We start from the raw sequence: 25,436 nt of genomic DNA, 5'->3' as shown, positions 1-25,436 counted from the left end.
CACCCGTCGGAAGACTGCGGCAGGCTCCGGCGGGCTTTTCAATTCGCATCGCCATGACGGCGACGGGGGCGTATTATCTGCGTATGGCTTCGAGAACGAAAAAGACGCTGGTCGCGCTGGTCTCGCTGGGGTGCCCCAAGAACCTGGTCGACAGCGAGAAGATGATGGCTTCGCTGGCCGAGGGCGGGTGCGTCGTTGGCGCGCCAATGGACGATGCCGACGTGATCGTCGTCAACACCTGCGGGTTCCTCTCGGCGGCCAGGCAGGAGTCGCTGGATGTCATCGCCGAGGCGGTGGCCCAGAAACGACGCGGGCGCGCGCGGCGGGTGGTGGTGGCCGGGTGCCTGGTCAACCGCGACGCGGAGAAACTTTTCGAACTGGCTCCGGGCATCGACGCCGTTGTCGGCGTCAACGACCGCGACAAAATACTCGCGGCCGTCATGGGCGGCAACGAGCGACAGTCGCTGTTGACGCGCGACGCCACGGCGGCGGTCAGCGACGCGGGGCGGTTCCGCCTGACGGCCCCGCACACGGCTTACTTGCGCATCAGCGAGGGGTGCAGCCGACGGTGCAGTTTCTGCACGATCCCGGCGATCCGCGGGCCGTTCAGGTCCAAGCCGGTGGCGGCGGTGCTGCGCGAGGCGCGCGAGTTGATCGCCAGCGGAGCGGTCGAACTGAACATTATTGGACAGGACACGACGAGCTATGGGTGGGATTGGCGCGAGCGGACGGCCGGAAAAACAACATCTATAGCGGCGTCGATGCCGCCGCACTCCAAAGGGCACCTGGCAGAGCTGATGTGGAAGTTGGATCGGCTCAGGGGCGTGCGGTGGCTTCGGCTGTTGTACGCGTATCCCAACCGGTTCGACGACGCGATGATCGACTGCATGGCCGCGGCGGACCACATCGTGCCGTACGTGGACATTCCGCTGCAGCATGTTAATGATGCGATCCTCAAGGCGATGCGTCGGGGCGTGACGCGGTCGGCCATCGAGCGGTTGCTGGAAAAGCTGCGGCGGCACGTGAAGGGCATCACGATCCGCACGACGTTCATTGTCGGCTTTCCCGGCGAGACGGACGAGCAGTTCGAGGAGTTGCTGAGTTTCGTGAAGGATTTCCGCTTCGACGCCCTGGGCGTGTTCGAGTACTCGCGCGAGCCGGGCACGGCGGCGGCTGACATGAGCGGTCAGGTTCCCGCGGCGGTCAAACGTCGCCGGGCGCGGGCAGTCATGGCCGCCCAGCAGAAAATCGCCTTCGCCGCCAATGGCAAAGCGGTGGGCGCGAGTTTAGAATGCCTCGTTGACGGCCGGGACGGGAGGGGGCGCTGCGTCGCCCGCCATCGCGGCCAGGCGCCCGACATCGACAGCGTGTGCTACCTGGCGCAGCCTCGCGAGGCCGGCAGTTTTGTTACCGGCACGGTCACAGGGTGCGACGGATACGATCTGGTTGTTGAACCGCGGTGAAATGCATGGCCCGAATGAACTGGAAGCTTCCCAACCAACTGACGCTCGGCCGCATCGTGCTGGCGGGCGTTTTCTTTGTGCTGCTGGGGATATACGAGCAGGGTTGGAGCCCGGGCCCGGCGTTGCTGCGGGCGGCGTTCGTGCTGTACATCGTGGCGGGCATTACCGACGTGCTGGATGGGTACCTCGCCCGCCGGATGAACCTGACCAGCGCGTTCGGTCGCATCGCCGACCCGTTCGTGGACAAGGTGCTGGTGGTGGGGGCCTTCGCGATGCTGGCGGGCTCGAACTACGCGATGCGCCCTGACCTGTACGCGGCAATTCCCAGCAGCGCCGCGCTGGACATCGCCGGCGTGATGAAGGTGCAGTTCTCCAGCTACGGGGCCACGGCGTTTCGCGAAGCCGACATGCCGCGCTGGCTTCACGGAGGCATGGCCAGCGGCGTCCAGGCCTGGATGGTGGTGGTGATCCTGGCCCGCGAGTTCATCGTCTCGGCGGTACGGGGCTACAGCGAATCGTGCGGCGTCAAGTTCCCCGCCACCTACGCCGGCAAGATCAAGATGCTCGTGCAGTCGGTGGCGATCTGCGTGGTGCTGATCCAACTGGCCGACTTCCGCGACATCGCGTGGGCGTTCTGGCTCAAGACCGCCTGCATCTGGCTGGCGGTCGTCGTCACGGTGATCAGCGGCTTTGCTTACGTGGGCAAGGCTCGCAAACTGCTGATGGACGGGGCCTGAGATGCGCAAGTTCATCCTCAGCGGGCTGGGGACGGGTTATCTGCCGATCGCGCCGGGCACGTGGGGCTCGGCAGCAGTGTGCGTCGTTTTTCTGGCCGTGGCCTGGGGCAGCGGCGGGCGGGGCGTCTGCGTCAACGGCACGCTGATCGTCATTGCGGCGCTGGCGTCGGCGGCGTGCGTGGCCTGGGGGCGGCACTGCGAAGAATGCTTCGGCAGCAAAGATCCCAGCCAGTGTACGATCGACGAATGGGCCGGCCAATCGCTGGCGCTGCTCCTGCTGCCGCTGGGCGAGGGTTGGCGCGGTTGGCTGATGGCGGCCGCGGTGGCGTTTGCGGCTTTTCGCGTCTTCGACGTGCTCAAGCCTCCGCCGGCGCGGCAGTGTGAACGTCTTCCGCGCGGGTGGGGTGTGCTGCTGGACGACATCGCCGCCGGCGTTTACGCCAATATCGCCTCGCAGCTATTGCTCCGCTACGCCTTCTGCCAGGGCGGGTGCCTGTAGGGGCAGGGCGGCTGCCGTCGCGTGCGGGGTCTTCCTGAAGACGAACAGTTCTTCCAGCACGGCCCCGATCATTGCGAAAACGCCGATGAAGAACCCGCGTTTCATGAAGCTCTCGGTGATCTCCCAGAGGGTTTCCCACACGCCCAGGCGCGGCGGTTCGAGCCACTGCTCCAGGCCCCAGTGCGCCAAGGTGTAGAGCAGTCCGATGATCACACCCGTCATCGCCGCCCAGGCGACGCGGCGCAGAGGCGACATGTTGCCCGCCAGCCCCGCCACGAGCATTCCCACCGCCAGCGCCGGCCACATGACCCACACCGCGATCTCGCGCAGGTGGGGTAGATCGTTCATGAGGCGGCGGAAGCCGAAATCGGCGCCGATCAGCAGAGCGGTCGTCGCCACGGCGACGGGCGCCACGTGCCACAGGCGTACGGGCAGGCTGCGGCGCTGCGCCGCGCGCTCGCCCATCTTCCGCCGCAACGTCAGCGGGCGGTTGTAGAAAAGATTGAATGCGCCGTATTCCAGCAGAGCCCCGCGCTCGCCGAAGACCGGCACGATATGCACCGCCCCGGTCGCCCAGTGCCCGGCCATGAATCGCGACAGCTCGGGGTATCGGTACGCCATCTGGATGGGGAAGGCGAGGTACCCGATGTACTTGAAGAATCCCAGGAACAGGGCGATGTTGTAGTCCTTGACGCTGCGCTCGCGGATGACCATGTACAGCACATACAGCCCGCGCGCCAGGGACCCCGGCGAGACCGGGATGACCTGGAAGAACACCAGGATGCCCACCGCCACGCCCCAGGCCTGCTCCCATTTCATCTGCGGATTGCTCAGCACATACCAGACGGCAATGGCGAGGGAGACCACCTGCGTGATCGGCAGCGTGCAGACGTGTACCGCCAGGCACTTGAGATACTTCTGGATGTATGGTTCGCCCAGTCGCGAGAGAATGGCGTCGCGGTCGGCGTCGCTGAGCATTCCATGGGCGTGGCCGTCGGCGACCATGTCGCGCATCCACTGCTCGCGCAACGAGGGGTTGAAGTACAACTGCACCGGGCGCAGCACGATGCCCTTGATGAACGTCACAGCATACGTGGCGTCGCTTAACAGGCGGTGCAGAAACACCGGCGCTACCGACAGTGGCAGGTGATAGATCTGCCGCCAGGGTTGCTGGAGAAACTGGCGGGCGTGGCGTGAATCCACGCGCAGAGCCCGGACCCATTCGATCATCCGTTCGATCATGCGCCCGCGCATGGCGCGGGTGAAGTAGTCGAAGCTCGTCAGGACTCTGCCCCAGTGGCGGCGGTAGTCGCCGCGGCCCCAGAGCGTGCGGACGGCCCTGCCGGCGAAAACCAACGCCGCGGCGCCAACGCCCAGCCCGGCCGCCAGCGTGATATTGAGGAATCCGCCTATGTGCGCCCACACTGCCGCACCCGCCGCGGCGGCGACACCGGCAACGCCCAGCCAACCTGCCAGGGCGAACAGCACCACGCGCAGGCGGCTGCGCTTCAACGAGGCGGCGCAGGCGTCATCGATGACATTGCTGATTCGCCAGCCGTTGACCGTCGCGTCGGCGATGCCCGCCCAAAGGCGGCGGCTGTGCAGCAGGCGAACGTGGTTGCCGGCCAGGTCGATCTGGCTGTTGCGATAGATTTCCTCGTCGGCCCGCAGTTCGGCCAGGGCGTCGTGCATGTCGGCGAAGTGTTCGCGATGGCGGACGATGAAAGCGTCGAGCTTGCGCAGGTCGCCGCGGTCGAACTGGACCAGGCGGCCTCGTGCAAGCCCCTTGCCGATGAGCTTGAAGTCGCCCGGGCTCATCGGCAGGCACGCCAGCAGCGCCAGACCGGCGCGGAAATCGACAGCCGTGAGTCCCTCGGCCGGCCTGCCTTCAGTCTCGAGGCGCTTGAGGCAGTTGGGCTGGCTCTTGCACGTCGACCACTCGTACTGCCGGGCGAACTCGTGGGCGCCCATGTCGTGCAGCAGCGTCACGAAGTCGGCCATGAACTGCCGCTTGGCCCGGTATTCTGCCGAACCGGCCTCGGCGGCGTCCTGCAATTTGCCGCGTCGCCATAGCGCCAGCAGGTCCAGGTGGTCGTTGGCTTCGAAGCGCCAGGTGCGGCCGTTGATCCACTCGCTTAACTCGCCGCAACTGCCCAGCGCGGGGTCGACGAAGGTGCAGAAGATGTCGACGACGGCCTGCTCGCTGCCCAGTCTCAGGGCAGCGGCGCGGCGGATGAATTTCTGCCACAGCGCCCCGGCACGTGCGGCGGCGGGGTTCACCTGCAGGGCGAACGGCGCCTGGAAGCCGGCGAAGTAGACGGCATTTCTAAACGCCTCTGCACCGCGGGAAGGAGGAACCAGGATCTTCATGGCGCACTTGGCGCCGACGCTCAGGCCGGCGACGGGGCCGTCAGGGGCGTCAATGGAGTTGACCGTGACCTGGTATACCTGCCCGGCAAAACCGCCGCCGACGAATCGCTCGACGACCAGACCTACGCGTGCCTTGCGCGCCGGCCAGACGCCCGTCACGTCGTACGTGAGGACCTGCCCGCTCTCGAAGCGCGTGACGCGCATCGGGCGGATCAGGTTTTGCTGATCGAAAGCCGCAGCCAGTTCGCGGCAGGTCTGCTGAGAATAATGTCGGCTCATAGCTGTGGCGTCATCCAGTCCCTACCGTTATCGGCTAATTAAACGGATGTCATTCCTAGATGCTGCTGAAGTGTAGTACGCCGCCGCAGCGGCCGGGGGAAGAAGATTTTCAGGGCACTTCTCTTGGTCTTTGTGGTAATCGCGGCCGCGGCGAGGGAGGGCGGATGTCCTGCATATAATTGGTGTCTTTTGCCTGTGGCGGTGGAGAGTGCATGTGACATTACTTCTGGCAACGGTCCAGGACGCCGGCGGACCGCAGTGGCCTCTGGCCGTCTATGCCGCCGCGGTGCTGGCGATGGTGGCGGGCATGCTGGGTCTGGCGCACGTGCTGGGCCAGCGCCACCGCCAGCGTGCCACGGCTGAGCAGTACGAATCGGGCATGGTCCCGACGGGCGGGTCGCGCCTGCGCTTGGCGCCTCGTTTCTACCTGGTGGCGATCTTTTTCGTGATCTTCGACCTGGAGATCGTCCTGTTCGTCACGTGGGCGGTGGCCATGAGGCAGACGGGCTGGCCCGGATTCATACTGGTTACGATGGTCTCGGCGCTGCTGATCCTGGCCTGGTTTTACCTGTGGCGCGTCGGCGCGCTGAACTGGAGCGCCTCGGCCACGACCCATCCACGATCGCCCGACGATGAGGGGAGTATATCGTGAAACATGGCGGCGGGCACCAAGCGGCGGGGCATGCTTCCGGGGCGCCTGACGGACGTTCCGGCGGCGCCGGAGTCCTCCTGGGCAGCCTTCAGAAGATGGTCGCCTGGGGACGCAAGAACTCGCTCTGGCCGTTCAACTTCGGACTCTCGTGCTGCTATGTCGAAATGGCCACCAGCCTCACCAGTCGATACGACATCGCCCGCTTCGGGGCCGAGGTCATCCGCTCCACGCCCCGCGAGGCCGACGTGATGGTCATCGCCGGAACGGTCTTCATGAAGATGGCCCCGGTGATCGTGCGGCTGTACCAGCAGATGATGGAACCGCGATGGGTCATCTCGATGGGCTCGTGCGCCAACTCCGGAGGCATGTACGACATCTACAGCGTCGTCCAGGGCGTCGACTCGTTTCTGCCCGTCGACGTGTACATCCAGGGCTGTCCCCCCAGCCCCGAAGCGTTCATGAACGGCCTGCTCCTGCTGCGAGACGCTGTCGGCAACGAACGCCGCCCGCTGAGTTGGCTGGCCGGCCCGCAGGGCGTCACGCGCGGACCCCTGCCCTGCCAGCGCGACCTCAAGCGAGACGCCCGCGCCGGAATGGGCTCCCTGCCGTCGCCGGAGGCGCTATGAAACTGCCCGCGCCGCCCACGCACGAACTGCCCGACCCGATGCAGCAGGGGCTCCAGGCCTGCTGCCCGCAAGGGGCGGTCTCGGTGCAGCCCACAACCGACGGCGTGCCAACCTATTGGGGACCCGCCGAGGCGGCGCCGGAGCTGCTGGCGTATCTGCGCAGCGACGCCGGCGGGGGGCTCGAAATGCTCTATGACCTGACCGCCATCGACGAGCGCCGGCGCCACCACCGACCCGGGCAGCCCCCGTCGGACTTTACCGTGCTCTACCACCTGCGCTCGCTGAAGAACAATCGCCAGGTGCGTCTCAAGGCCGCCCTCGAGGGCGACGAGCCCGCCATCGCGACGGTGACCGACCTGTGGCCCAGCGCCGACTGGTATGAGCGAGAGGTTTTCGACATGTTCGGCGTGCGCTTCCAGGGGCACCCGCGACTGCGGCGGCTGCTCATGCCCCCCTGGTGGACCGGGCACCCGCTGCGCAAGGACCACGTCGCGCGGGCGACGGAGATGGGTCCGTTCAAGATGGACGACGCCGAGGCCGCCAGCCTTGAGGAGATGATGCAGTTCCGCCCCGAGCAGTGGGGGATGTCCGCCGGCGACGGCGGTCAGTTCGAGCACATGTACCTCAACATCGGGCCGCACCATCCCAGCACCCACGGCGTGCTGCGGATCGTGGCCAAAATGTCCGGCCAGGAGATCGACGACGCCGTCTGCGACATAGGATTTCATCATCGCGGCGCCGAGAAGATGGGCGAGCGCCAGACGTGGCACACCTACATCCCCTACACCGACCGCGTCGACTATCTCAGCGGCGTGCTGAACAATTTTCCGTACGTGATGGCCGTGGAGACGCTGGCGGGCATCGACGTGCCAGACCGTGCCAAGGTCATCCGCATCATGCTGGCGGAACTGTACCGCATCATCAGCCACCTGGTCTTCTACGGCACGATGGTGCAGGACGTGGGCATGATGTCGCCGGTGTTCTACATGTTCACCGACCGAGAGCGGGCGCTGGACGTGGCCGAGGCGATCACCGGCGCGCGGATGCATCCGGGCTGGTTCCGCATCGGCGGGGTGGCGCAGGACCTGCCCGACGGTTGGCAGGGGCTGGTGAGGGGCTTTCTCGACTACCTGCCCGCCCGCCTGGACGAGTACGACGCGATGGTGCTCAAGAACCGCATCTTCAAGGCCCGCACGCGCGGGGTCGCGCCGCTGTCGACGGACCAGGCCCTGCGGTGGGGCGCCACCGGGCCGATGCTCCGAGCCACCGGAATGGCCTGGGACCTTCGCAAGGTCGCCCCGTACGGGGGTTACGAGCAGTTCGAGTTCGACATCCCCGCCGGGCGCGACGGCGACTGCTACGACCGCGTTGTCGTACATGTCGAGGAGATGCGCCAGAGCCTGCGCATCATCCGCCAGTGCCTCGACCACATGCCCCCCGGCGACTACAAGGCCCGACACCCCCTGGCCACGCCGCCCATCAAGGACCGCACCATGCACGACATCGAGACGCTCATCACGCACTTCCTGGCTGTGAGCTGGGGACCGGTCATCGGGCCCGGCGAGGCGTGTGCAACTGTCGAGGGCGCCAAGGGGCTGAGCAGCTATTACCTCATCAGCGACGGGCAGAACTGGTCGTACCGCACGCGGATTCGCGCGCCGTCGTTCGCGCACATCCAGATGGTGCCGATGATGGCGCGGGGGGGACTGATCCCGGACCTGGTCGCCCTGCTGGGGAGCATAGACTTTGTGCTGGCCGACGTAGATCGCTGAGGAAAACCGTGCTGCGAGACGAGGAAATCAGGGAGATCCAGGTGTGCCTGTCGCACTACGAGCGGCGCCGCGCCGCCCTGCCCGAGGCGCTGATGATCGTCCAGCGCAGCCGCGGGTGGGTCTCCACCGAGGCCGTCCATGACATCGCCGGCATCATTAACGTCACGGCCGAGGAGGTCGACCGCATCGCCACCTTCTACAGCCTGATCTTCCGCCGCCCGGTGGGCAGGCACGTGATCCTGATCTGTGATTCGGTGAGCTGCTGGATTATGGGATATCAGCCGCTGCGAGAGCACCTCAAGACGCGGCTGGGCATCGACCTGGGGCAGACGACCACCGACGGGCGGTTCACGCTGCTGCCCTCGGCATGCCTGGGCGACTGCGACCACGCGCCGGCGATGATGATCGACGAGGACCTGCACCACGACCTGACCGCCGACACGGTCGACGAGATCCTGGAGCGTTATGCCTGACCCTGACGCCAAACCGCTGACAGGGCTCATCCGCCCCGACCGCCGCGCGCTGACGCTCGAGGAGTACCAAGCCGGCGGTGGATACGCCGGTCTGCGGGCGGCGCTGAAGCTCGAGCCGGGGCAGGTGCAGCACCAGGTGGAGAAGTCGAACCTGCGCGGGCGCGGCGGGGCGGGCTTTTTCACGGGCAAGAAGTGGGGCTTCGTGCCAATGGGTCAGCCGGAACTGGGGCCCAAGTACGTCGTCTGCAACGCCGACGAAATGGAACCGGGCACCATGAAAGACCGCTGGCTGCTCGAGGGCAACCCGCTCCAGGTGATCGAGGGAGCCACCATCGCCGCCTACGCGATCGAGGCCAAGGCCGCATACATCTTCCTGCGCTGGGGATACAAGAAGGCGCAGGCGGCGATGCTTCGAGCCATCGCCGAGGCGTACGGGGGCAGATTGCTGGGGCGCAACATCCTGGGCTCGTCCTTCGATCTGGACGTGCATCTGCACGTCAGCGCGGGGCGGTACATGTGCGGGGAGGAGGAGGGCATGCTTAACGCCCTCGAAGGCCAGCGCGCCGTCCCGCGCTCCAAGCCGCCCTACGCCGCCACCAGCGGACTGTGGGGCAAGCCCACCGCGGTCAACAACGTCGAGACGCTCAGTTGCGTCCCGCACATCCTGGCGCACGGCCCGCAGTGGTTCCTCGACCTTTCGCATACCAGCGAGGGCGGCACGAAGATCTACGGCGCTTCCGGTCGCGTGGCGCGGCCGGGGCTGTGGGAGCTGCCCATGGGCACGACGGTGGGGGAGATTCTTCACGAGCACGCCGGCGGCATGGCGAGCGGGTACGCGCTGCGGGGCCTGCTGCCCGGCGGCGGTTCGACGGCGTTTCTGACGGAAAAGCACGTCAACGTGCGGATGGACTTCGCCTCGGTGAGCACCGCCGGCAGCAACCTGGGCACCGGCACCATGATCGTGCTCGACGACCGGACCTGCCCGGTCAGCATGCTCATCAGCCTGGAGCAGTTCTTTGCCCGCGAGTCGTGCGGCTGGTGTACGCCCTGCCGCGAGGGTCTGCCCTGGGTGCTCAAGTCGCTGCTGGAGATCGAAGCCGGTCGCGGCTGCGACGAGGACCTGCAGGTGCTCGAGGAGCACGCGCGCCTGCTGGGCCCGGGCAACACGTTCTGCGCCCTGGCGCCGGGGGCGATGATGCCCCTGGGCAGCGCCCTGCAATACTTCCGCGGCGACATCGAGCGGCACCTGAGCGAGCATCGCTGTCCGTGGAGATAGGCATGCCCCGGATCTACATCGAAAATAAGGCCTTCGACTTCGCCGACCTGCGGAAGAACCTGCTGCACACCTGCCTGTCGCTGGGGTTTGACGTGCCGTATTTCTGCTGGCATCCGGCGTTTCACTCCGTCGGGGCGTGCCGCCAGTGCGCGGTGAAAGTCTTTCGCCGCGACGACGACCCCGGCAGGATCGTCATGGCCTGCATGACCGCTCCCGCCGACGGCATGCGAGTCTCGATCAGCGACGCCGAGGCCGTCGCGTTCCGCCGCAAGGTCATCGAGTGGCTGATGCTCAACCACCCCCACGACTGCCCCGTCTGCGACGAAGGCGGCGAATGCCACCTGCAGGACATGACCGTGATGACCGGCCACGTCTACCGCCGCACGCGCTTTGCCAAGCGCACGTTCCGCAACCAGGATCTCGGTCCGCTGCTGACGCACGAGATGAATCGCTGCATCCAGTGCTACCGCTGCGTGCGGTTCTACCGCAACTTCGCCGGCGGGCGCGACCTGACGGCCATGGGCTGGCACGACCACGTGTACTTCGGCCGCACCAGCGACGGCGCGCTGCAGAGCGTCTTTGCGGGCAACCTGGTGGAGGTCTGCCCGACGGGGGTGTTCACCGACAAGACGCTGGCCCGCCACTACACGCGCAAGTGGGATCTTCAGACGGCGCCGTCGATCTGCGTTCACTGCGCCGTCGGGTGCAACACCATCCCCGGCGAGCGGTACGGTACGCTGCGGCGCATACTGTCGCGATACCACTCCGACGTCAACGGATACTTCCTGTGCGACCGCGGGCGTTTCGGCTACGAGTTCGTCAACTCGCCGCGCCGCATCCGCACGCCGATGGTGCGTCGCGACGGGCGGCTGCAGGAGGCCTCGCCGGGCGAGGCGCTGGCGCGGGCGGCGGAGATCCTGCGCGGGGGCAAGGTGCTGGGGGTGGGCTCGCCGCGGGCGTCGCTGGAGACCAACGTCGCCCTGCGGCGGCTGGTTGGGGCCAACCGCTTCCTCCACGGGATGACGCACGAGCACTATCGCCTGGCGGGGCTGATCCAGGAAATCCTGCGCGACGGGCCCTGTCCGGCGGCCTCGCTGCGCGAGGCGGACTCGTCCGACGCGGTGCTGGTGCTGGGCGAGGACGTGTACAACACCGCCCCGATGCTCGCCCTGGCGCTGCGCCAGGCGGTGCTGGAGAAGCCCATCGCCGAGGCGCGGGCGCATCACAATCTGCCGGATTGGGAAGACGTCGCCATTCGCGAGGCGATCCAGATCCAGCGCGGGCCGTTCTTCATCGTCTCGCCGGACTGGACGGAACTGGACGACATCGCCACCGCCACCTGCCGCGCCGCCCCGCAGGACGTCGCCCGCCTCGGGTTCGCCGTCGCCCACCGCATCGACCCCGACGCCCCCGACGTGGAGCATCTGCCGCCGGAAATGATCGACCTGGCCGCCCGGATCGCCCAGGCGCTTCTGGAAGGGCAGCGCCCGCTGGTAGTCTCCGGAATCGCCTGCGGCAGCGACTCGGTTCTCTACGCCGCGGCCAATGTCGCCTGGGCCCTGCGCAGGAAACGCCCCGAGACGCGACTGTCGTTCACCCTTCCGGCGTGCAACAGCATGGGCCTGGCGATGATCCCGGCAGACAATATCGAAGCCGCCTTGCCTGCCTTCCGCGAAGGCCGGGCCGAGTCGCTGCTGGTGGTCGAGAGCAACCTCTACGGCCACGCGTCCAAGGAGGTCATTGACGAACTGCTGCACCGGGCCAGGCACGTCATCGCCATCGACTGCGTGACCCATGCCACGACGCAGCGCGCCGAAGTGGTCCTGCCGGCGGCCACCTTCGCCGAAGGCGACGGCACGCTCGTCAACAACGAGACGCGTGCCCAGCGCTTCTTCCAGGTCTTCGTACCCGGCGGCGACGTGCTTGAGAGCTGGAAGTGGCTGGGGCGGTTGGCTCACGCCGCCGGGCAGTTCGAGCTGGCGCCATGGCAGCGGTGGCAGGAGGTGCTGGAGGAAATGGCGCGGGACGTTCCTGTGCTGGCGGGCGCGGCCGACATGCCGCCGTCGCCGTCGCTGCGGATCGACAGCCTGCGCGTCGCTCGCCAGCCGCACCGCTACAGCGGGCGCACGGCCATGCACGCCGCCGCGGGCGTGGTCGAGCCCCAGCCGCCGCAGGACGTCGACACGCCGCTGGCGTTCTCGATGGAGGGTGTGCAGACGCAGCCGCCGCCGGAACTCATCGCCCGCGCGTGGGCGCCGGGTTGGAACTCCGCCCAGGCGTTCAACAAGTTCCAGATCGAGGTCGCCGGGCCTCTCATCGGCGGCGACCCCGGGCGGGTAGTCATCACGACCGCCGCCGACAACCGCCGCGCGTACTATGGCGACATCCCCCCGCCGTTCGAGCGCCGCGTCGGGCAGTGGCTGGTGATTCCGGCGTACTTGGCGTTTGGCTCAGACGAGTTGAGCAATCTGGCGCCGGGCGTGGCGCAACTGGCGCCGCCGCCGCATCTGGCGATCAATCCCGACGACGCCGGAGATCTTCGCGTGGACGAAGGCGGGCGCGTCGTGCTGCTGGTGCAGGGCGTGGCCATCAAGCTCCAGGTGCGGCTGCGCCCGTCGCTGCCGCGGGGCGTGGCGGCGCTGCCCAAGGGCCTGCCCGCCCTTCCGGGCCTGTCGCTGCCGGACTGGGGGGTCATTCAGGCGGCCTCGGGGCAGGGGGGGCTGCAATGAACACCTGGCGATTGCTGCTGAACGTTGTCGTCGTGCTGGCCGGGGTGATGGTCATCGCGCCGGGGCTGATCATGGTCGAACGCAGGCTGCTGGCGCTGTGGCAGGACCGCTACGGGCCCAACCGGGTGGGGCCCTGGGGACTGCTGCAGTTGCCCGCCGACATGATCAAGCTGTTCTGGAAGGAAGACTGGACCCCGCCGTTTGCGGACCGGGCGGTGTTTGTGGCGGCCCCGGCCATCGTTCTCATCGCGGCGCTGCTGTCGTTTGCGGTGGTTCCTGTGGCTCCGGGACTGCACGTGGTGGACTTGAACATCGGGCTGTTGTTCTTCCTGGCGATGTCGTCGATGGCGGTCTACAGCGTCGTGCTGGGCGGGTGGGCGTCCAACAGCAAGTACCCGCTTCTGGGGGCGCTGCGGGCGGTGGGGCAGATGGTCAGCTACGAAGTGTTCATGGGGCTCTCGCTGATGGGCGTGGTGGTGCAGGCCGGTTCGTTCAGTCTCGTCGACATCGTCAACGCCCAGGCGGGCCTGTGGTTCTGCGTTCCGCAGTTCGCGGCTCTGGTGGTGTTCCTGATCGCGGGCCTGGCCGAGACGCGGCGGTTGCCCTTCGACCTGCCCGAGGGAGAGACCGAACTGGTGGCCGGGTTTCACAGCGAATACTCGGGCATGAAGTTCGCCGTGTTCTTCGTGGGCGAGTACGTGGGCATCACGTTGATCGCGGCGTTGGTGGTGACGGTGTTCTTCGGCGGATGGGCCGGGCCTGTTCTGCCGCCGGCGGCATGGTTCCTGATCAAGACGCTGCTCTTGATCTCGCTGTTCATCCTGGTGCGCGGGTCGCTGCCGCGGTTTCGGTACGACCAGTTGATGGCCTTGGGCTGGAAGGTGATGTTTCCGCTGGCGCTGGCGAATCTGCTGGTTACCGGGGCGATCGTGCTGGCGCGGGGGAGGTGAAAGATGTTCAGTATCGTTCGAAGCCTGGCGCTGGTGTTCAAGCACGCCTTCCGCCGCCGCGCGACGGTGCCGTACCCCGATCGGCGGCGCCCGTACCCGCCGCGATGGCGCGGACGCATCATCCTCTCGCGAGACCCCGATGGCGGCGAGCGGTGCGTCGCCTGCTATCTCTGCGCCGCGGCATGCCCGGTCGACTGCATCGCCCTGCAGGCCACTCAGGACAAGCACGGCCGGCGGTACCCGGAATTCTTCCGGATCAACTTTTCGCGGTGCATCTTCTGCGGTCTGTGCGAGGAAGCCTGCCCGACGTATGCGATACAGCTCACCCCCGACGCCGAGATGAGCGAGTATGACCGCCAGAACATGGTCTATGAGAAAGAAGACCTGCTGATCGACGGGCCGGGCAAGTACCACGAATACAATTTCTACCGAGTGGCCGGCGTGGCCATCGAGGACAAGGACAAAGGGGAATCCGAAAACGAACGCCCGCCCGTCGACGTGATGGGCCTGATGCCGTAGCACGGGCGTCTCGCCCATACTCCGGAAGAGTGGGATGATGGAATCATGGAATCATGGATGAATGGATGGATGGGTGGATGATCGTGCTCGTCGTCGGTTGTTCTTTGTTGTTGGAGCGGTAGGTTGATGGACTTCCTCTTCTACATCTCGGCCGCCGTTGCCATTGCGGCGACCATCATGGTCGTCACGCGGTCGAACCCCATTCACGCGCTGCTGTACCTGATTGTTTCGCTGCTTGCGGTGGCGCTGGTGTTCTTTGCGCTGGGGTCGCCGTTCGTCGCTGCGCTGGAGGTCATCATCTACGCCGGGGCGGTCATGGTGCTGTTCGTGTTCGTCATCATGATGCTGGACCTTCGCCGCGCCGAGCCGCCCAGCGGGATGTTCGCGTTGCGGACCTGGATCGGCCCAGCGGCGCTGGCGGCGGTGTTGCTGGGCGAGCTGGTCTGGGTTTACGCCCGCAGCGGTCTGGTGCAGGACACCGCGGCCAGCCAGTCGCCCCAGGAGGTGGGCGCGGCGCTGTACGGCACGTATGCGCTGGGCGTGGAGCTGATGAGCCTGCTGCTGCTGGCGGCGCTGGTGGGGGCGTATCACCTGGCACGGCCGCAGGAGAATCTCACCCGTCACCATGACGCGGGAGGCAACCCATGACCGCCGTGGTGCCGATGGAACACGCTCTGTTGCTGGGCGCGGCGCTGCTGGCGGTGGGGCTGATCGGCGTCCTGGTGCGGCGAAACCTCCTGTTCATGCTGCTGTCGATCGAGATCATGCTCAACGCCGCGGGCGTGGCGCTGGTGGCCGCCGGGGCGGGCTGGCGCCAGGTCGACGGCGAGATCATGTTCATCTTCATTCTGGCGGTGGCGGCTTCCGAGGTGGCGGTGGGCCTGGCACTGCTGCTGCAGTTCCGCAGGCGGTTGGGCACGCTCGACAGCGGCGCCGCGGCGACGATGAAAGGCTGATATGCTCGAGTGGCTATGGATAGTTCCGGCCCTGCCGCTGGCAGGCTTTGCGGCCCTGGCGTTACTGGGCCCGCTGCTGCCGCGTCGCGTTGCGGCGGCACTGGGCACAGGCGCCGCCGGCGGGGCGATGATCGTCGCGGTGGCGGCGGCGTGGCAGTTTATCGCTCAGACGCCGGCGGCGGGGGCGTTCACGCAACCGCTGTGGCAATGGATGCGCGTGGGCGGTCTGGACGTGGCGATCTCGCTGCGGCTGGACGAGTTGTCGCTGGTGATGATGCTGGTGGTGACGGTGGTGGGCTTCCTCATTGTCGTGTACTCGATCGGCTACATGTCCGGCGACGAAGGCTACAGCCGCTTCTTTGCGTACATGAACCTTTTCGTCGCCCTGATGCTGCTGCTGGTGCTGGCGGACAACCTGGTGGCCGTGTACCTGGGCTGGGAAGGCGTGGGGTTGTGCAGCTATCTGCTGATCGGCTTCTGGTATCGCGACAAGGCCAACGGCCGCGCCGCCCGCAAGGCGTTCATCGTCACACGCCTGGGCGACATTGGATTGATCGTCGGCCTGCTGCTGATCTTTGACAAGCTGGGCACGCTGAACATCCAGCAGGTGCTGGCGCAGGCGGCGGCGCAGTGGCCCGCCGGCAGCACGCTGGCTGTCGCGGTTGCGGCGCTGCTGCTGGCCGGGGCGGTGGGCAAGAGCGCCCAGTTGCCGCTGCAGGTCTGGCTGCCCGACGCGATGGCCGGTCCCACGCCCGTCAGCGCGCTGATCCACGCGGCCACGATGGTCACCGCCGGCGTGTACCTCATCGCCCGCATGCACGTCCTGTTCAAACTGGCCCCGCCGGTGATGCTCCTGGTGGCGATGATCGGGGCCGCCACGCTCCTGATTGCCGGCGTCAGCGCCGCCACACAGCGCGACATCAAGCGCGTCATCGCCTACTCGACGATCAGCCAGATCGGGTACATGTTCCTGGCTCTGGGCATCGGGGCCTGGGCGGCGGGCGTCTTCCATATCGTCACGCACGCGTTCTTCAAGTCGCTGCTGTTCCTGGGCGCCGGCGTGATCATCCACGCCCTCTCGGGTGAGCAGGACCTGTTCCAGATGGGCGGCCTGCGACGGGCTTTGCCGCTGACGTTCTGGATGTTTCTGATCGCGGCAGCCGCTCTGGCGGGCCTGCCGCCGACCGGCGGGTTCGCCAGCAAGGAAGCAATCGTCTACTTTTCGTATGGCTCGCCGCAGTCGCACTGGGCGCTGTTCGCTGCGGCGCTTGCGGGCGTGTTCCTGACGGGCCTGTACACGTTCCGCATGGTGTTCCTGGCGTTCCTGGGCCCGCCGCACCGCGTTCACCTGCACAAGTCGCCGCCGTCGATGCTCTGGCCGCTGGTCGCTCTGGCGGCCGGTGTCCTGGGCACGGCAGTCCTGGAGTGGCCGCACGACCTGGGCGGACGGGCGTTCTTTTTCGACTTCCTGGAGCGGGCGCTGCCGCCGGCGACGTCCCTGCCGGTGGGGCAGTGGACCGTGCCGCTGATCCAGGCCGCGGGCGTGGCCGCCTCGCTGGCGGGCATCGCGGCGGCGTGGTTCATCACGCGACCGGCGCGCCAGGCGGCGGGGGCCCGCGCTGAGGCACTGCGGCGGTTCTGGCAGGCGGGGTGGGGGTTTGACTGGCTTTACAACAAAGCCATCATCGCCCCGCTGCTGTGGCTGGTCCGCCTCGACCGCCACGACGTGGTGGATCGCCTGTACATCGCCCTGGAGCACGCTGCGGCGGCGGGGCATCGCGGGATGGCCCGCCTGCAGACCGGGCAGATCGCCTGGTACGCTCTGGCCATCGCCGCCGGAACGGTAGCCGTTCTTACGATTATGACGGTGCTGGCATGATGCTGCTGTGGCTGATCCTTCTTCCGATGGCCGGCGGCGCGGCTGCCTGGGCGGCGGCGCGCTGGAGCGCCACCGCTGCGCGCATCATTGCCCTGGCCGCTACCGCAGGGCAGTTCGCGCTGGCCTGTGCGGTCTGGGCCGACAGCGGCGCCGACCTGGCGCTGAACGTCGACTGGGCGTGGGTCCCGAACCTGGGGATCCGCTTTTCGCTGTTCGTGGACGGCCTGAGCCTGCTGCTGGTGATGTTGACTGGCCTTCTGGGCGTGCAGTGCGTGCTGGCGTCGTGGCGGTCGATCCGGCAGCGCGTGGGCTTCTTCCACTTCAACATGCTCTGGACCCTTGCCGGCGTGACCGGCGTGTTCCTCGCCCGCGACCTGTTCCTGTTCTACGTGTTCTGGGAGATGATGCTGATCCCGCTGTATTTCCTCATCCGCGTCTGGGGGCACCAGCGGCGGCTGTACGCGTCGCTGAAGTTCTTCATCTTCACCCAGGCCGGCGGGCTGTTCCTGCTGCTGGGCATCCTGGGTCTGCACATCGTTCACGCCGGCCAGACCGGCGAGAGGACCTTCGACTACCTCCGCCTGCTGCACTCGCACATGCCGCTGCCCTGGGCGGTGCTGCTGATGGTCGCGTTCCTGATCTCCTTCGCCGTCAAGCTGCCGGCGGTGCCCGTCCACACGTGGCTGCCCGAGGCGCACACCGAGGCCCCGACGGCAGGCAGCGTGCTGCTGGCGGGCCTGGTGCTCAAGGCCGGCGGGTACGGAATGCTGCGCCTGGCGGTGCCGCTGTTTCCGGCCGCGGCGCCGCACGTGGCGCCGGTGGCGATGATCTTGGGCGCGATCGGGATCATCTACGGCGCCGTACTGGCGCTGGGGCAGAGCGACTTGAAGCGCCTGGTGGCCTACAGCAGCGTCAGCCACATGGGCTTCGTGATGCTGGGCATCTTCGCCTGGAACGAGTTGTCGCTGCAGGGGGCGGTCATCGTCATGCTTGCCCACGGCCTCTCGACCGGCGCGATGTTCATCCTGGTGGGCATGGTAGACGAGCGCCTGCACACGCGCGACCTGGGCAGGCTGGGCGGTCTGTGGGCAGCCACGCCGCGCCTTGGCGGGGTGGCGATGGTGCTGGTGACGGCGTCGCTTGGCCTGCCGGGCCTGGCCGGGTTCGTCGGCGAGCTGCTGGTGCTGCTGGGGACGTTCAAGGTTTCGGCGCCGCTGGCGGCAGTGGCGGCAGGGGGGCTGGTGCTTTCGGCCGCCTACTCCCTGCGGATCATGCAGGAGACGTTTCACGGACCGCGCCTCGACCAGCGCACTTTGCCCGATCTGACCCCGCGAGAGTGGGCCACTATGGCTGCCATGCTGGCGGGGCTCTTCTGGATGGGCCTGTGGCCGCAGCGGTTTCTCGACACGTCCCGGCCGGCCGTGACGCAGATGCAGCGGTCGGCGGCGCCGGGGGAGGGCCGCCCATGAGCGTTGGCGATTTCCAGGCGATGTTGCCGCTGGTTGCACTGGGCGCCGCGGCGGTGGCGGTGATGCTGGCGATCTCGATCCGCCGCAGCCACCGCGCCTGCGCGCTGCTGGCGGCGCTGGGCCTGGCGGCGGCGCTGGCGCTGTTGCCGGTCGCGGCGGCTGGGGCCCCGCGCCAGATCGGCGCGATGCTGACCATCGACCATTTCGCGCTGTACTACATGGGGCTGATCCTGTCGGCCGCCCTGGCGGTGGTGATGATTTCGCAGCCGTATCTGGCGCATTGCAAGCCCGGCGTGATGGCGGAGGAGTATTACATGCTGGTGCTGCTGGCAACGCTCGGGGCGAGCGTTCTTCCAGCCAGCAGCCACTTCGCCTCGTTTCTGCTGGGTCTGGAGATTCTCAGCGTCAGCCTCTTTGCGATGATCGCGTACCGGCGCGAGCAGGCGGCGTCGCTCGAGGCGGGCATCAAGTACCTGGTGCTGGCGGGGCTGTCGTCGGCTTTGCTGGTCTTTGGCATGGCGCTGGTCTACGCTGGGCGGGGCACGATGAATCTGGGCGAACTGGCCGGCGGAAGCGGCGGGGGAATGCTGCCGGCGGCGGGGATGGCGATCATGACCGTGGGGATCGGTTTCAAACTGGCCGTGGCGCCGTTTCAATTCTGGACGCCCGACGTGTACCAGGGAAGCCCCGCCCCGGTGGCGGCGTTCATCTCGACGGTTTCCAAGGGTGCGATCTTCGCCCTGCTCGTGCGGTACTTCTGGCGGATGAACAGTGGCACAGCCTTTCCAGGCTGTGACCATGCCACAGGCTGGAAAGCCTGTGCCACGGCCGGGGCGGTGTTCTGGACCTTCGCAGCTATCGCCGTGGCCTCGATGATCACCGGCAACTTGCTGGCTCTGAGGCAGAGCAACATCAAGCGCATCCTGGCGTACTCGTCGATCGCCCACATGGGATACCTGCTCGTGGCGTTCCTGGCCGCGGGTGAGTTGGCGGCTGTGGCGGTGGGGGTCTACCTGGCGGCGTACTTCGTCGCCAAGATCGGGGCCTTTGGGGTGGTGGCGGCTTTGACCGGTCCGCGCGGCGAGGCGGTGGACGTCGTGGGCGACTACCGGGGCCTGGCGTGGCGGCGCCCGTGGTTGGCGGCGGTGATGACGGCGATGCTCCTGTCGCTGGCGGGGCTGCCCCTGACGGCGGGGTTTGTCGGCAAGTTCTACGTGTTGGCCGCCGGCGCGGGCGGCGGGCTGTGGGCGCTGGCGGTCATCCTCATCCTCAACAGCGCCGTGGGGCTGTTCTATTATCTGCGCGTGATCTCGGAGATGTTCCGTCCGGCCGAGGATGCGGACGTCGCGTCCGAGGCGTCGTCGGTCCAGTCCCGATCCACGCCGTGGCCTACCGCGGCGGCTCTGTGCCTGCTCTCGGCCGCACTGGTGGGCATCGGGGTTTATCCCCAACCGCTGCTGGCGCTGATCGGTCGCCTGCCATGATCGCATCGCTTCCGTCACAGGGAAGAGTCGCGGCGTAAGCCCCGGCGGCCGTTATGTTAGTCGTGCATACTGCGCGGTTAGGATCGCCGCCGCCCGCGTCCGTCGCTTTGGGGCATCTCGACGCCCATGTCGCGGATCTTGCGGTAGAGGGTGCTGACGTTGATGCCCAGATCGGCGGCCGCCTGGTGGCGGTTTCCGTTTCGCCGGGCCAGCGCTTCGGTAATAAACACCTTCTCGACGGATTCGAGGCTCATCGGTTGTCCGTCGGCGATGGCATGGGTGCAGGAGGCGGGGCGCAGTTCCGGGGGCAGGTGGTTCATCTCGATCATTGCACCGCTGCAAAGGACGAAGGCCTGCTCGATGATGTTTTCGAGCTCGCGGACGTTGCCGGGATAGTCGTGCTCCATGAGCCTGGCGAGCACCTGGCCGGACACGCCGGCGATGTCCTTTCCCTGCAGGCGGCTGAACTTGGCGATCAGGTGATCGACCAGCAACGGGATGTCCTCCCGACGCTGCGCGAGGCTGGGCAGGTTCAGGTGGATCACGCGGATGCGGTAGTACAGGTCCTGGCGAAACTTGCCCGAACGCACCAGGCGGGACAGATCTCTGTTGGTAGCCGCAATCACCCGCACATCCACGGGAACGGGCTTGACGCCGCCCAACGGTTCGACCACGCGCTCCTGAAGCACCCGCAGCAGGCGCACCTGCATGGCCGGCGAGATGTCCCCGATCTCGTCGAGAAAGATCGTCCCGCCCTGCGCCAGCAGAAAACGCCCTGGTTTATCGCACTTGGCGTCGGTGAAGGCGCCGGCCTTGTGACCGAACAGCTCGCTCTCGAGCAGCGTGTCGGGCAGGGCGGCGCAATTGACGGCCACCAGGGGTTTGCGCTTCCGCGGCGAGAGGCTGTGGATCGCCCGGGCAAACAGTTCCTTGCCGGTTCCGCTGGGCCCTTCGATCAGCACGGTCGAGCTGCTGGCGGCGATCTGGGGAAGGATCTCGAACAGGCGCGTCATAGCCGTGCTGCGACCGACGATGTCCTCGAAGGTGTAGCGCGACTGGAGCTCCTTCTGGAGCTGCTCGACCTGCCGCAGATCGGAAAACGTCTCGACGCCGCCGACGATCGTGCCCTCGCCATCGCGCAGAAGCGCCGTCGAGATGCGGATGGGTACGCGCTGACCGTGCTGGTTGATGATGTGGGCCGTGGCGTTGAGGACCGGCTTGCCGCTGGTCATCGTGCGGCGAAGGGCGCACGACGTCTCGCAGATGCTGGCGCGGAAGACGTCGCAGCAGGCGCTTCCGATGGCCTGGCGGGCCGACACGCCGGTGATCCGCTCGGCGGCACGATTGAATGCCGTGATGCGCCAGTCCAGGTCGACGGTGAACACGCCCTCGTTGATCGAGTCCAGGATAGCGACTTCGCGTTGATCGGCGGAGGGATTAGCGCTCATGGCGGTGGGTTTGTCCTGTATTTCAATCGTGCATTATATCTACTGACGCCCCGGGAAACGATATCAAAATGCACGATTGCCCGATCATGCCCGCACCGCATGCCTAACGTTTTGCCCCTGAAAACGGTCGATTGGCCATACTCTGTTCGTTGGCATGCGATTTGAATAACAGTGCAACGATGAACGTCGCCATTCCATTCTGGCAAGGCCGCGTCAGCCCCGTCTTCGACGTGGCCGCCAACGTCCTGCTTGTGGAGATAGCCGCCGGCAAGGAGCAGGCGCGGCGGACGGTGGCGATGGAGTCGGCGCAGCCGCAGGGGCGGGCGGCGGAGTTGGCCGCCTCCGGCGCGAAGGTCCTGATCTGCGGCGCCATCTCGCGCCCGCTGGAAATGGCCTTGGCCGCACACGGCGTCGAGGTGGTCTCACAGACCTGCGGCGAGATCGAGCAGGTGCTGGAGGCCTTCATCGCCGGACAGTTGACGCGGGACAAATTTCTGATGCCGGGCTGTTGCGGGCGAGGCAGGCGATGGCAGGCAGGCCGCCGCGGCGGTCGCTGTCGCCCGCGCCCGTGCAGCGGCGACCGAGGCGCAGAGCCTCACAACCTGTAAGGAGCAATGCAATGCCACGAGGAAACGGAACAGGACCGATGGGGATGGGACCGATGACAGGACGAGCGGCGGGTTTTTGCGCGGGCTTTGCCACGCCAGGCTTTGCGACGGGCGGTTTCGCCGGCGTGGGACGGGGAGCGGGCGGCGGTTTCGGCCGGCGTTGCCGGAACCAGTTTTACGCGACCGGTCTTCTCGGTTGGCAGCGTGCTACGATGACGCAACCCGCACCGGAGGCGCCGAACAAGGTCGAGGCCCTGAAAGGGCAGGCGGCATACCTTGAGGAAGCCCTCAACGACGTTCGCCGCAGGATCGAGGAACTGGAAACGAAGAAGGGCTGACCGGGCGGGCCTGCAGGCGTGCTGTCCTGGGCCTGAAAGGGCAATGTATGCGAATAGCGGTTGCCAGCGGCAAGGGGGGCACCGGCAAGACGACCATCGCCACGAATCTGGCATACGTCGCCGCCTTGGCCGGAGGCAGCGTGGCGTATCTCGACTGCGACGTCGAAGCGCCCAACGGGGCCATCTTCCTCAAGCCGAAGATCGGCGAAGACAATCCGGTCACTACGTCGGTGCCCAAGGTGGATCTCGACAAGTGTACCGGCTGCGGACTGTGCGGCGAGGTCTGCCAGTTCAGCGCCATCGTGTCGATGAACAAGACCGTGCTGACCTTTCCGGAACTCTGCCACGGCTGCGCCGGATGTTGGCTGGCGTGCCCGGCCGGGGCTATCCGCGAAGACCAGCAGGAGATCGGGCGCGTGCAGACCGGCGCGGCGGGGCAGGTGCGGTTTCTCCAGGGGCTGCTGAACATCGGTCAGGCGATGAGCTCGCCACTGATCCGCGCGGTGAAGACGGCCGCCCCGCAGGCGGACCTGACGATTATCGATTGTCCGCCGGGCACGTCTTGCCCAGTGATCGAGGCGGTGCGCGGCAGTTGCTACGTGCTGCTGGTGAGCGAGCCCACGCCTTTTGGTCTGCACGACCTGTCGCTGGCGATTGAGACCGTTCGGGAGTTGGGGATTCCCTTGGGCGTCGTGATCAACCGCTGCGACAGCGGCGACGCGCGCCTGCGGCAGTACTGCGACGACAACGCCATCGCCGTCCTGGCGGAGATTCCCGACGTGCGGGCGGTCGCCGAGGCGTATTCCCGCGGTATGCTGGCGGCGGAACTGTCCGGGCACTACCGCCAGGGCTTCGAGCGGCTCATCGAGGCGCTGCGGCGGGAGGTCGGGCGATGAAGGAACTGGTCGTCATCAGCGGCAAGGGCGGCACGGGCAAGACGTCCATCGTCGCCTCGATGGCCTCACTGGCCGGCGCCCACGCGGTGCTGGCCGACTGCGACGTCGACGCGGCGGACCTGCACCTGATCCTGGCGCCGCGGAACACGCAGCGCCACGATTTCTACAGTGGTCAGCAGGCTGTCATCGACCCGCAACGCTGCACCAACTGCGGCGCGTGCGAGGCGTACTGCCGGTTTGCAGCCGTTCAGCGCGGCGCGGCCGCCCGCCCGGGTGCGGCCGCGGCGTGCAAGGACTGTGACTTCTGCAGCCGCTCCTGCTCCCAGCGAGCCAACGATCAGATCGCCGCGATGATGGAAGCGTCCGGCACGGCCGCCGCGCTGGCGATCGAGATCGACCCCCTGGCGTGCCAGGGCTGCGGCGTGTGCGCGCGGTTCTGTCCGGCAGAGGCGATCACGCTGCGCCCTCGCCTGTGCGGGCAGTGGATGATCTCGCAGACGCGAGTCGGCAGCCTGGTTCACGCGCGCCTGGCGCCGGCGGCGGAGAACTCCGGAAAGCTCGTCAGCACCGTTCGCCAGCAGGCCCGCGAGCTGGCGCGCCGGGACGGGTGCGAGCTGGTGATCATCGACGGCCCGCCGGGGGTGGGCTGCCCGGTGATCGCGTCGATGACCGGCGCGACGCTGGCGATGATCGTGACCGAACCGACGCTCAGCGGACGCCACGACATGCAGCGTGCGGCGGACCTGGCGAGGCATTTCAAGATCCCGGCGATGATCTGCGTCAACAAGTGGGACCTGAACCCGCAGGTGGCCGATGACATCGAGGCGCTGGCCCAGCAACGCGGAATCCGCAACGCCGGGCGAGTCTGCTACGACCCGATCGTCACGCGGGCACAAATCCAGGGCCGCGCCGTGGTCGACGCAGGCCCCGGCCGCTGCGCCGACGACATCCGCCGCGTCTGGGGCGCCACATATACGGCGTTGGAGAATCTGGCCTCGGAAAGATCGGTCCAAAGGGCGCGCGATGGCTGACGTTCAAATCACGGTATTGGCCGACAACGCCGCCTGCCGCGACGGCTTGGTCGCCGAGCACGGGTTGGCGATGTGGATCGAGCTTGGCGGCCGCGCCGCGCTCTTTGATACCGGTCAAGGCCCGGCGTTGGCGGCCAACGCCCCGCAGTTGGGCGTACGGCTCGACCGCGCCGAGGCGGTGGTCCTCAGTCACGGGCACTACGACCACACCGGGGGTCTGGTCGAGGCGCTGCGGAACTCCGTGGCAGAGGTGTACGTTCATCCGGCGGCGATCGGGCCCAAATGGTCGGCCCGGCCGGGGCGAGCGCCGCGCGATGTCGCCGCGCCCGCGGCTGCCCGCGAGGCGCTGGCGGGCTCCGGGGTCCGATGGATCACCGGGCCCGTCACGGTCTGGGACTCGATGCGCCTGACCGGTCCGATCCCGCGCCTGACCGATTTCGAGGACACCGGCGGAGCGTTCTTCAGCGACCAGGCCTGCACGCAGCGCGACGCCCTGCCGGATGACCAGGCGGCGTACATCGAGACGCCGGCCGGCACGGTCGTGGTTCTCGGCTGCGCTCATGCGGGCGTGATCAACACGCTGTGGTACGTGCAGGCGCTGACGAACCACCGCCCGATCCACACGCTGATCGGCGGGATGCACCTGCACAGCGCCTCGCCGGGCCGGATGGACGCGACGATCACCGAGCTGCGCGCCCTGGGCGTGCGGCGTCTGCTGCCCTGTCACTGCACTGGCGCGGCGGCTGTCGATCGCCTGCAGCGCGAGCTGGGGTCCGGCGTCATGCCATGCTCCGCGGGGAGCATAATTGCCGTGCCGTGACGGGGGAAAGTCGCGGCGGAGGCACTAAATGAAGAAGTAATTCGTTGTGTGAATTACTTCTTCATTCATGGCCGCTTCCCGTTGGTCAAGGCAAGTACTCATCAAAGCCAAACAAAAACTATTATGAATACTTGGTGCCTCCGCCGCGACTTTCCCCCCTGC

At 67.2% G+C, this 25,436-nt stretch carries 22 protein-coding genes and 1 pseudogene; 21 read left to right on the top strand and 2 right to left on the bottom strand.

Annotation, left to right across the window (positions count from 1 at the left end):
- Positions 1 to 83 precede the first annotated feature (83 nt).
- The 3 genes from rimO to ABFD92_06390 are packed head-to-tail and all read left to right on the top strand — an operon-like array spanning position 84 to position 2,699.
- On the top strand, positions 84 to 1,463 hold the full coding sequence (rimO, locus tag ABFD92_06400; GenBank protein MEN6504149.1) for a 30S ribosomal protein S12 methylthiotransferase RimO: 1,380 nt from the start codon (positions 84 to 86) through the stop codon (positions 1,461 to 1,463).
- A gap of 14 nt (positions 1,464 to 1,477) precedes the next feature.
- Positions 1,478 to 2,200, top strand: a complete 723-nt coding sequence (locus ABFD92_06395) for a CDP-alcohol phosphatidyltransferase family protein (GenBank protein ID MEN6504148.1) — start codon at positions 1,478 to 1,480, stop codon at positions 2,198 to 2,200.
- A gap of 1 nt (position 2,201) precedes the next feature.
- Positions 2,202 to 2,699 (top strand): phosphatidylglycerophosphatase A, encoded by a 498-nt coding sequence (locus ABFD92_06390; protein MEN6504147.1) that lies wholly within the window; start codon positions 2,202 to 2,204, stop codon positions 2,697 to 2,699.
- On the opposite strand, the gene ABFD92_06385 is transcribed toward ABFD92_06390, so the two are convergent.
- Positions 2,658 to 5,348: a hypothetical protein gene (locus ABFD92_06385; GenBank protein ID MEN6504146.1), complete on the bottom strand. Its 2,691-nt coding sequence runs from the start codon at positions 5,346 to 5,348 to the stop codon at positions 2,658 to 2,660. The two genes, ABFD92_06390 and ABFD92_06385, sit on opposite strands and share 42 nt — an antisense overlap.
- A gap of 295 nt (positions 5,349 to 5,643) precedes the next feature.
- Between ABFD92_06385 and ABFD92_06380 the strand changes: the two genes are divergently transcribed.
- The 13 genes and pseudogenes from ABFD92_06380 to ABFD92_06320 all read left to right on the top strand — a co-directional run bounded on the left by ABFD92_06380 (position 5,644) and on the right by ABFD92_06320 (position 20,133).
- Complete coding sequence (locus ABFD92_06380; GenBank protein MEN6504145.1) at positions 5,644 to 6,000, top strand: NADH-quinone oxidoreductase subunit A; 357 nt, start codon at positions 5,644 to 5,646, stop codon at positions 5,998 to 6,000.
- A 71-nt stretch (positions 6,001 to 6,071) separates the two neighbouring features.
- A pseudogene (locus tag ABFD92_06375) lies at positions 6,072 to 6,626 on the top strand (NADH-quinone oxidoreductase subunit B family protein).
- 38 nt (positions 6,627 to 6,664) lie between these two features.
- A complete protein-coding gene (gene nuoC / locus ABFD92_06370) occupies positions 6,665 to 8,398 on the top strand; it encodes an NADH-quinone oxidoreductase subunit C/D (protein ID MEN6504144.1) in 1,734 nt (577 codons plus the stop codon).
- Between the two features lie 8 nt (positions 8,399 to 8,406).
- On the top strand, positions 8,407 to 8,871 hold the full coding sequence (nuoE, locus tag ABFD92_06365; GenBank protein MEN6504143.1) for an NADH-quinone oxidoreductase subunit NuoE: 465 nt from the start codon (positions 8,407 to 8,409) through the stop codon (positions 8,869 to 8,871).
- Positions 8,864 to 10,147, top strand: coding sequence for an NADH-ubiquinone oxidoreductase-F iron-sulfur binding region domain-containing protein (locus tag ABFD92_06360; GenBank protein MEN6504142.1), 1,284 nt, complete (start codon positions 8,864 to 8,866; stop codon positions 10,145 to 10,147). The genes nuoE and ABFD92_06360 overlap by 8 nt, the downstream gene beginning before the upstream one ends.
- 2 nt (positions 10,148 to 10,149) lie before the next feature.
- Positions 10,150 to 12,876 carry an NADH-quinone oxidoreductase subunit NuoG gene (gene nuoG, locus ABFD92_06355; GenBank protein ID MEN6504141.1) on the top strand — a complete coding sequence of 909 codons (2,727 nt, stop codon included), beginning with the start codon at positions 10,150 to 10,152 and terminating at the stop codon, positions 12,874 to 12,876.
- Complete coding sequence (gene nuoH, locus ABFD92_06350) at positions 12,873 to 13,826, top strand: NADH-quinone oxidoreductase subunit NuoH (GenBank protein MEN6504140.1); 954 nt, start codon at positions 12,873 to 12,875, stop codon at positions 13,824 to 13,826. The genes nuoG and nuoH overlap by 4 nt, the downstream gene beginning before the upstream one ends.
- Positions 13,827 to 13,829: 3 nt before the next feature.
- Positions 13,830 to 14,345, top strand: coding sequence for an NADH-quinone oxidoreductase subunit NuoI (gene nuoI / locus ABFD92_06345; protein MEN6504139.1), 516 nt, complete (start codon positions 13,830 to 13,832; stop codon positions 14,343 to 14,345).
- A 126-nt stretch (positions 14,346 to 14,471) separates the two neighbouring features.
- Positions 14,472 to 14,993 (top strand): NADH-quinone oxidoreductase subunit J, encoded by a 522-nt coding sequence (nuoJ, locus tag ABFD92_06340; GenBank protein MEN6504138.1) that lies wholly within the window; start codon positions 14,472 to 14,474, stop codon positions 14,991 to 14,993.
- On the top strand, positions 14,990 to 15,301 hold the full coding sequence (nuoK, locus tag ABFD92_06335; GenBank protein MEN6504137.1) for an NADH-quinone oxidoreductase subunit NuoK: 312 nt from the start codon (positions 14,990 to 14,992) through the stop codon (positions 15,299 to 15,301). Before nuoJ ends, nuoK begins: the two co-directional genes overlap by 4 nt.
- Position 15,302: 1 nt before the next feature.
- Complete coding sequence (gene nuoL / locus ABFD92_06330; protein ID MEN6504136.1) at positions 15,303 to 17,180, top strand: NADH-quinone oxidoreductase subunit L; 1,878 nt, start codon at positions 15,303 to 15,305, stop codon at positions 17,178 to 17,180.
- On the top strand, positions 17,177 to 18,649 hold the full coding sequence (locus ABFD92_06325) for an NADH-quinone oxidoreductase subunit M (GenBank protein ID MEN6504135.1): 1,473 nt from the start codon (positions 17,177 to 17,179) through the stop codon (positions 18,647 to 18,649). The genes nuoL and ABFD92_06325 overlap by 4 nt, the downstream gene beginning before the upstream one ends.
- On the top strand, positions 18,646 to 20,133 hold the full coding sequence (locus ABFD92_06320; protein ID MEN6504134.1) for an NADH-quinone oxidoreductase subunit N: 1,488 nt from the start codon (positions 18,646 to 18,648) through the stop codon (positions 20,131 to 20,133). The genes ABFD92_06325 and ABFD92_06320 overlap by 4 nt, the downstream gene beginning before the upstream one ends.
- 77 nt (positions 20,134 to 20,210) lie before the next feature.
- Here ABFD92_06320 and ABFD92_06315 read toward each other — a convergent pair whose 3' ends face one another.
- The gene (locus tag ABFD92_06315; protein MEN6504133.1) at positions 20,211 to 21,581 is read right to left on the bottom strand and encodes a sigma 54-interacting transcriptional regulator; all 1,371 of its coding nucleotides are present in this window, start codon (positions 21,579 to 21,581) and stop codon (positions 20,211 to 20,213) included.
- Between the two features lie 179 nt (positions 21,582 to 21,760).
- On the opposite strand from ABFD92_06315, the gene ABFD92_06310 reads away from it, so the two are divergent.
- Genes ABFD92_06310 through ABFD92_06290 form a run of 5 tightly spaced genes read left to right on the top strand, consistent with a single transcriptional unit; the run spans position 21,761 to position 25,274 of the window.
- A complete protein-coding gene (locus ABFD92_06310) occupies positions 21,761 to 22,189 on the top strand; it encodes a NifB/NifX family molybdenum-iron cluster-binding protein (GenBank protein MEN6504132.1) in 429 nt (142 codons plus the stop codon).
- An 11-nt stretch (positions 22,190 to 22,200) separates the two neighbouring features.
- Entirely contained in the window at positions 22,201 to 22,527 is a 327-nt protein-coding gene (locus ABFD92_06305; protein MEN6504131.1) for a DUF5320 domain-containing protein, read from the top strand.
- Between the two features lie 47 nt (positions 22,528 to 22,574).
- Positions 22,575 to 23,423 (top strand): ATP-binding protein, encoded by an 849-nt coding sequence (locus ABFD92_06300; protein ID MEN6504130.1) that lies wholly within the window; start codon positions 22,575 to 22,577, stop codon positions 23,421 to 23,423.
- Entirely contained in the window at positions 23,420 to 24,454 is a 1,035-nt protein-coding gene (locus tag ABFD92_06295) for an ATP-binding protein (protein ID MEN6504129.1), read from the top strand. Before ABFD92_06300 ends, ABFD92_06295 begins: the two co-directional genes overlap by 4 nt.
- A complete protein-coding gene (locus tag ABFD92_06290) occupies positions 24,447 to 25,274 on the top strand; it encodes an MBL fold metallo-hydrolase (GenBank protein ID MEN6504128.1) in 828 nt (275 codons plus the stop codon). Before ABFD92_06295 ends, ABFD92_06290 begins: the two co-directional genes overlap by 8 nt.
- Positions 25,275 to 25,436 lie beyond the last annotated feature (162 nt).

This window comes from Planctomycetaceae bacterium (assembly GCA_039680605.1).
Classification (GTDB): Bacteria; Planctomycetota; Phycisphaerae; order SM23-33; family SM23-33; genus JAJFUU01.
This window is presented reverse-complemented; position numbering and strand designations above follow the sequence as displayed.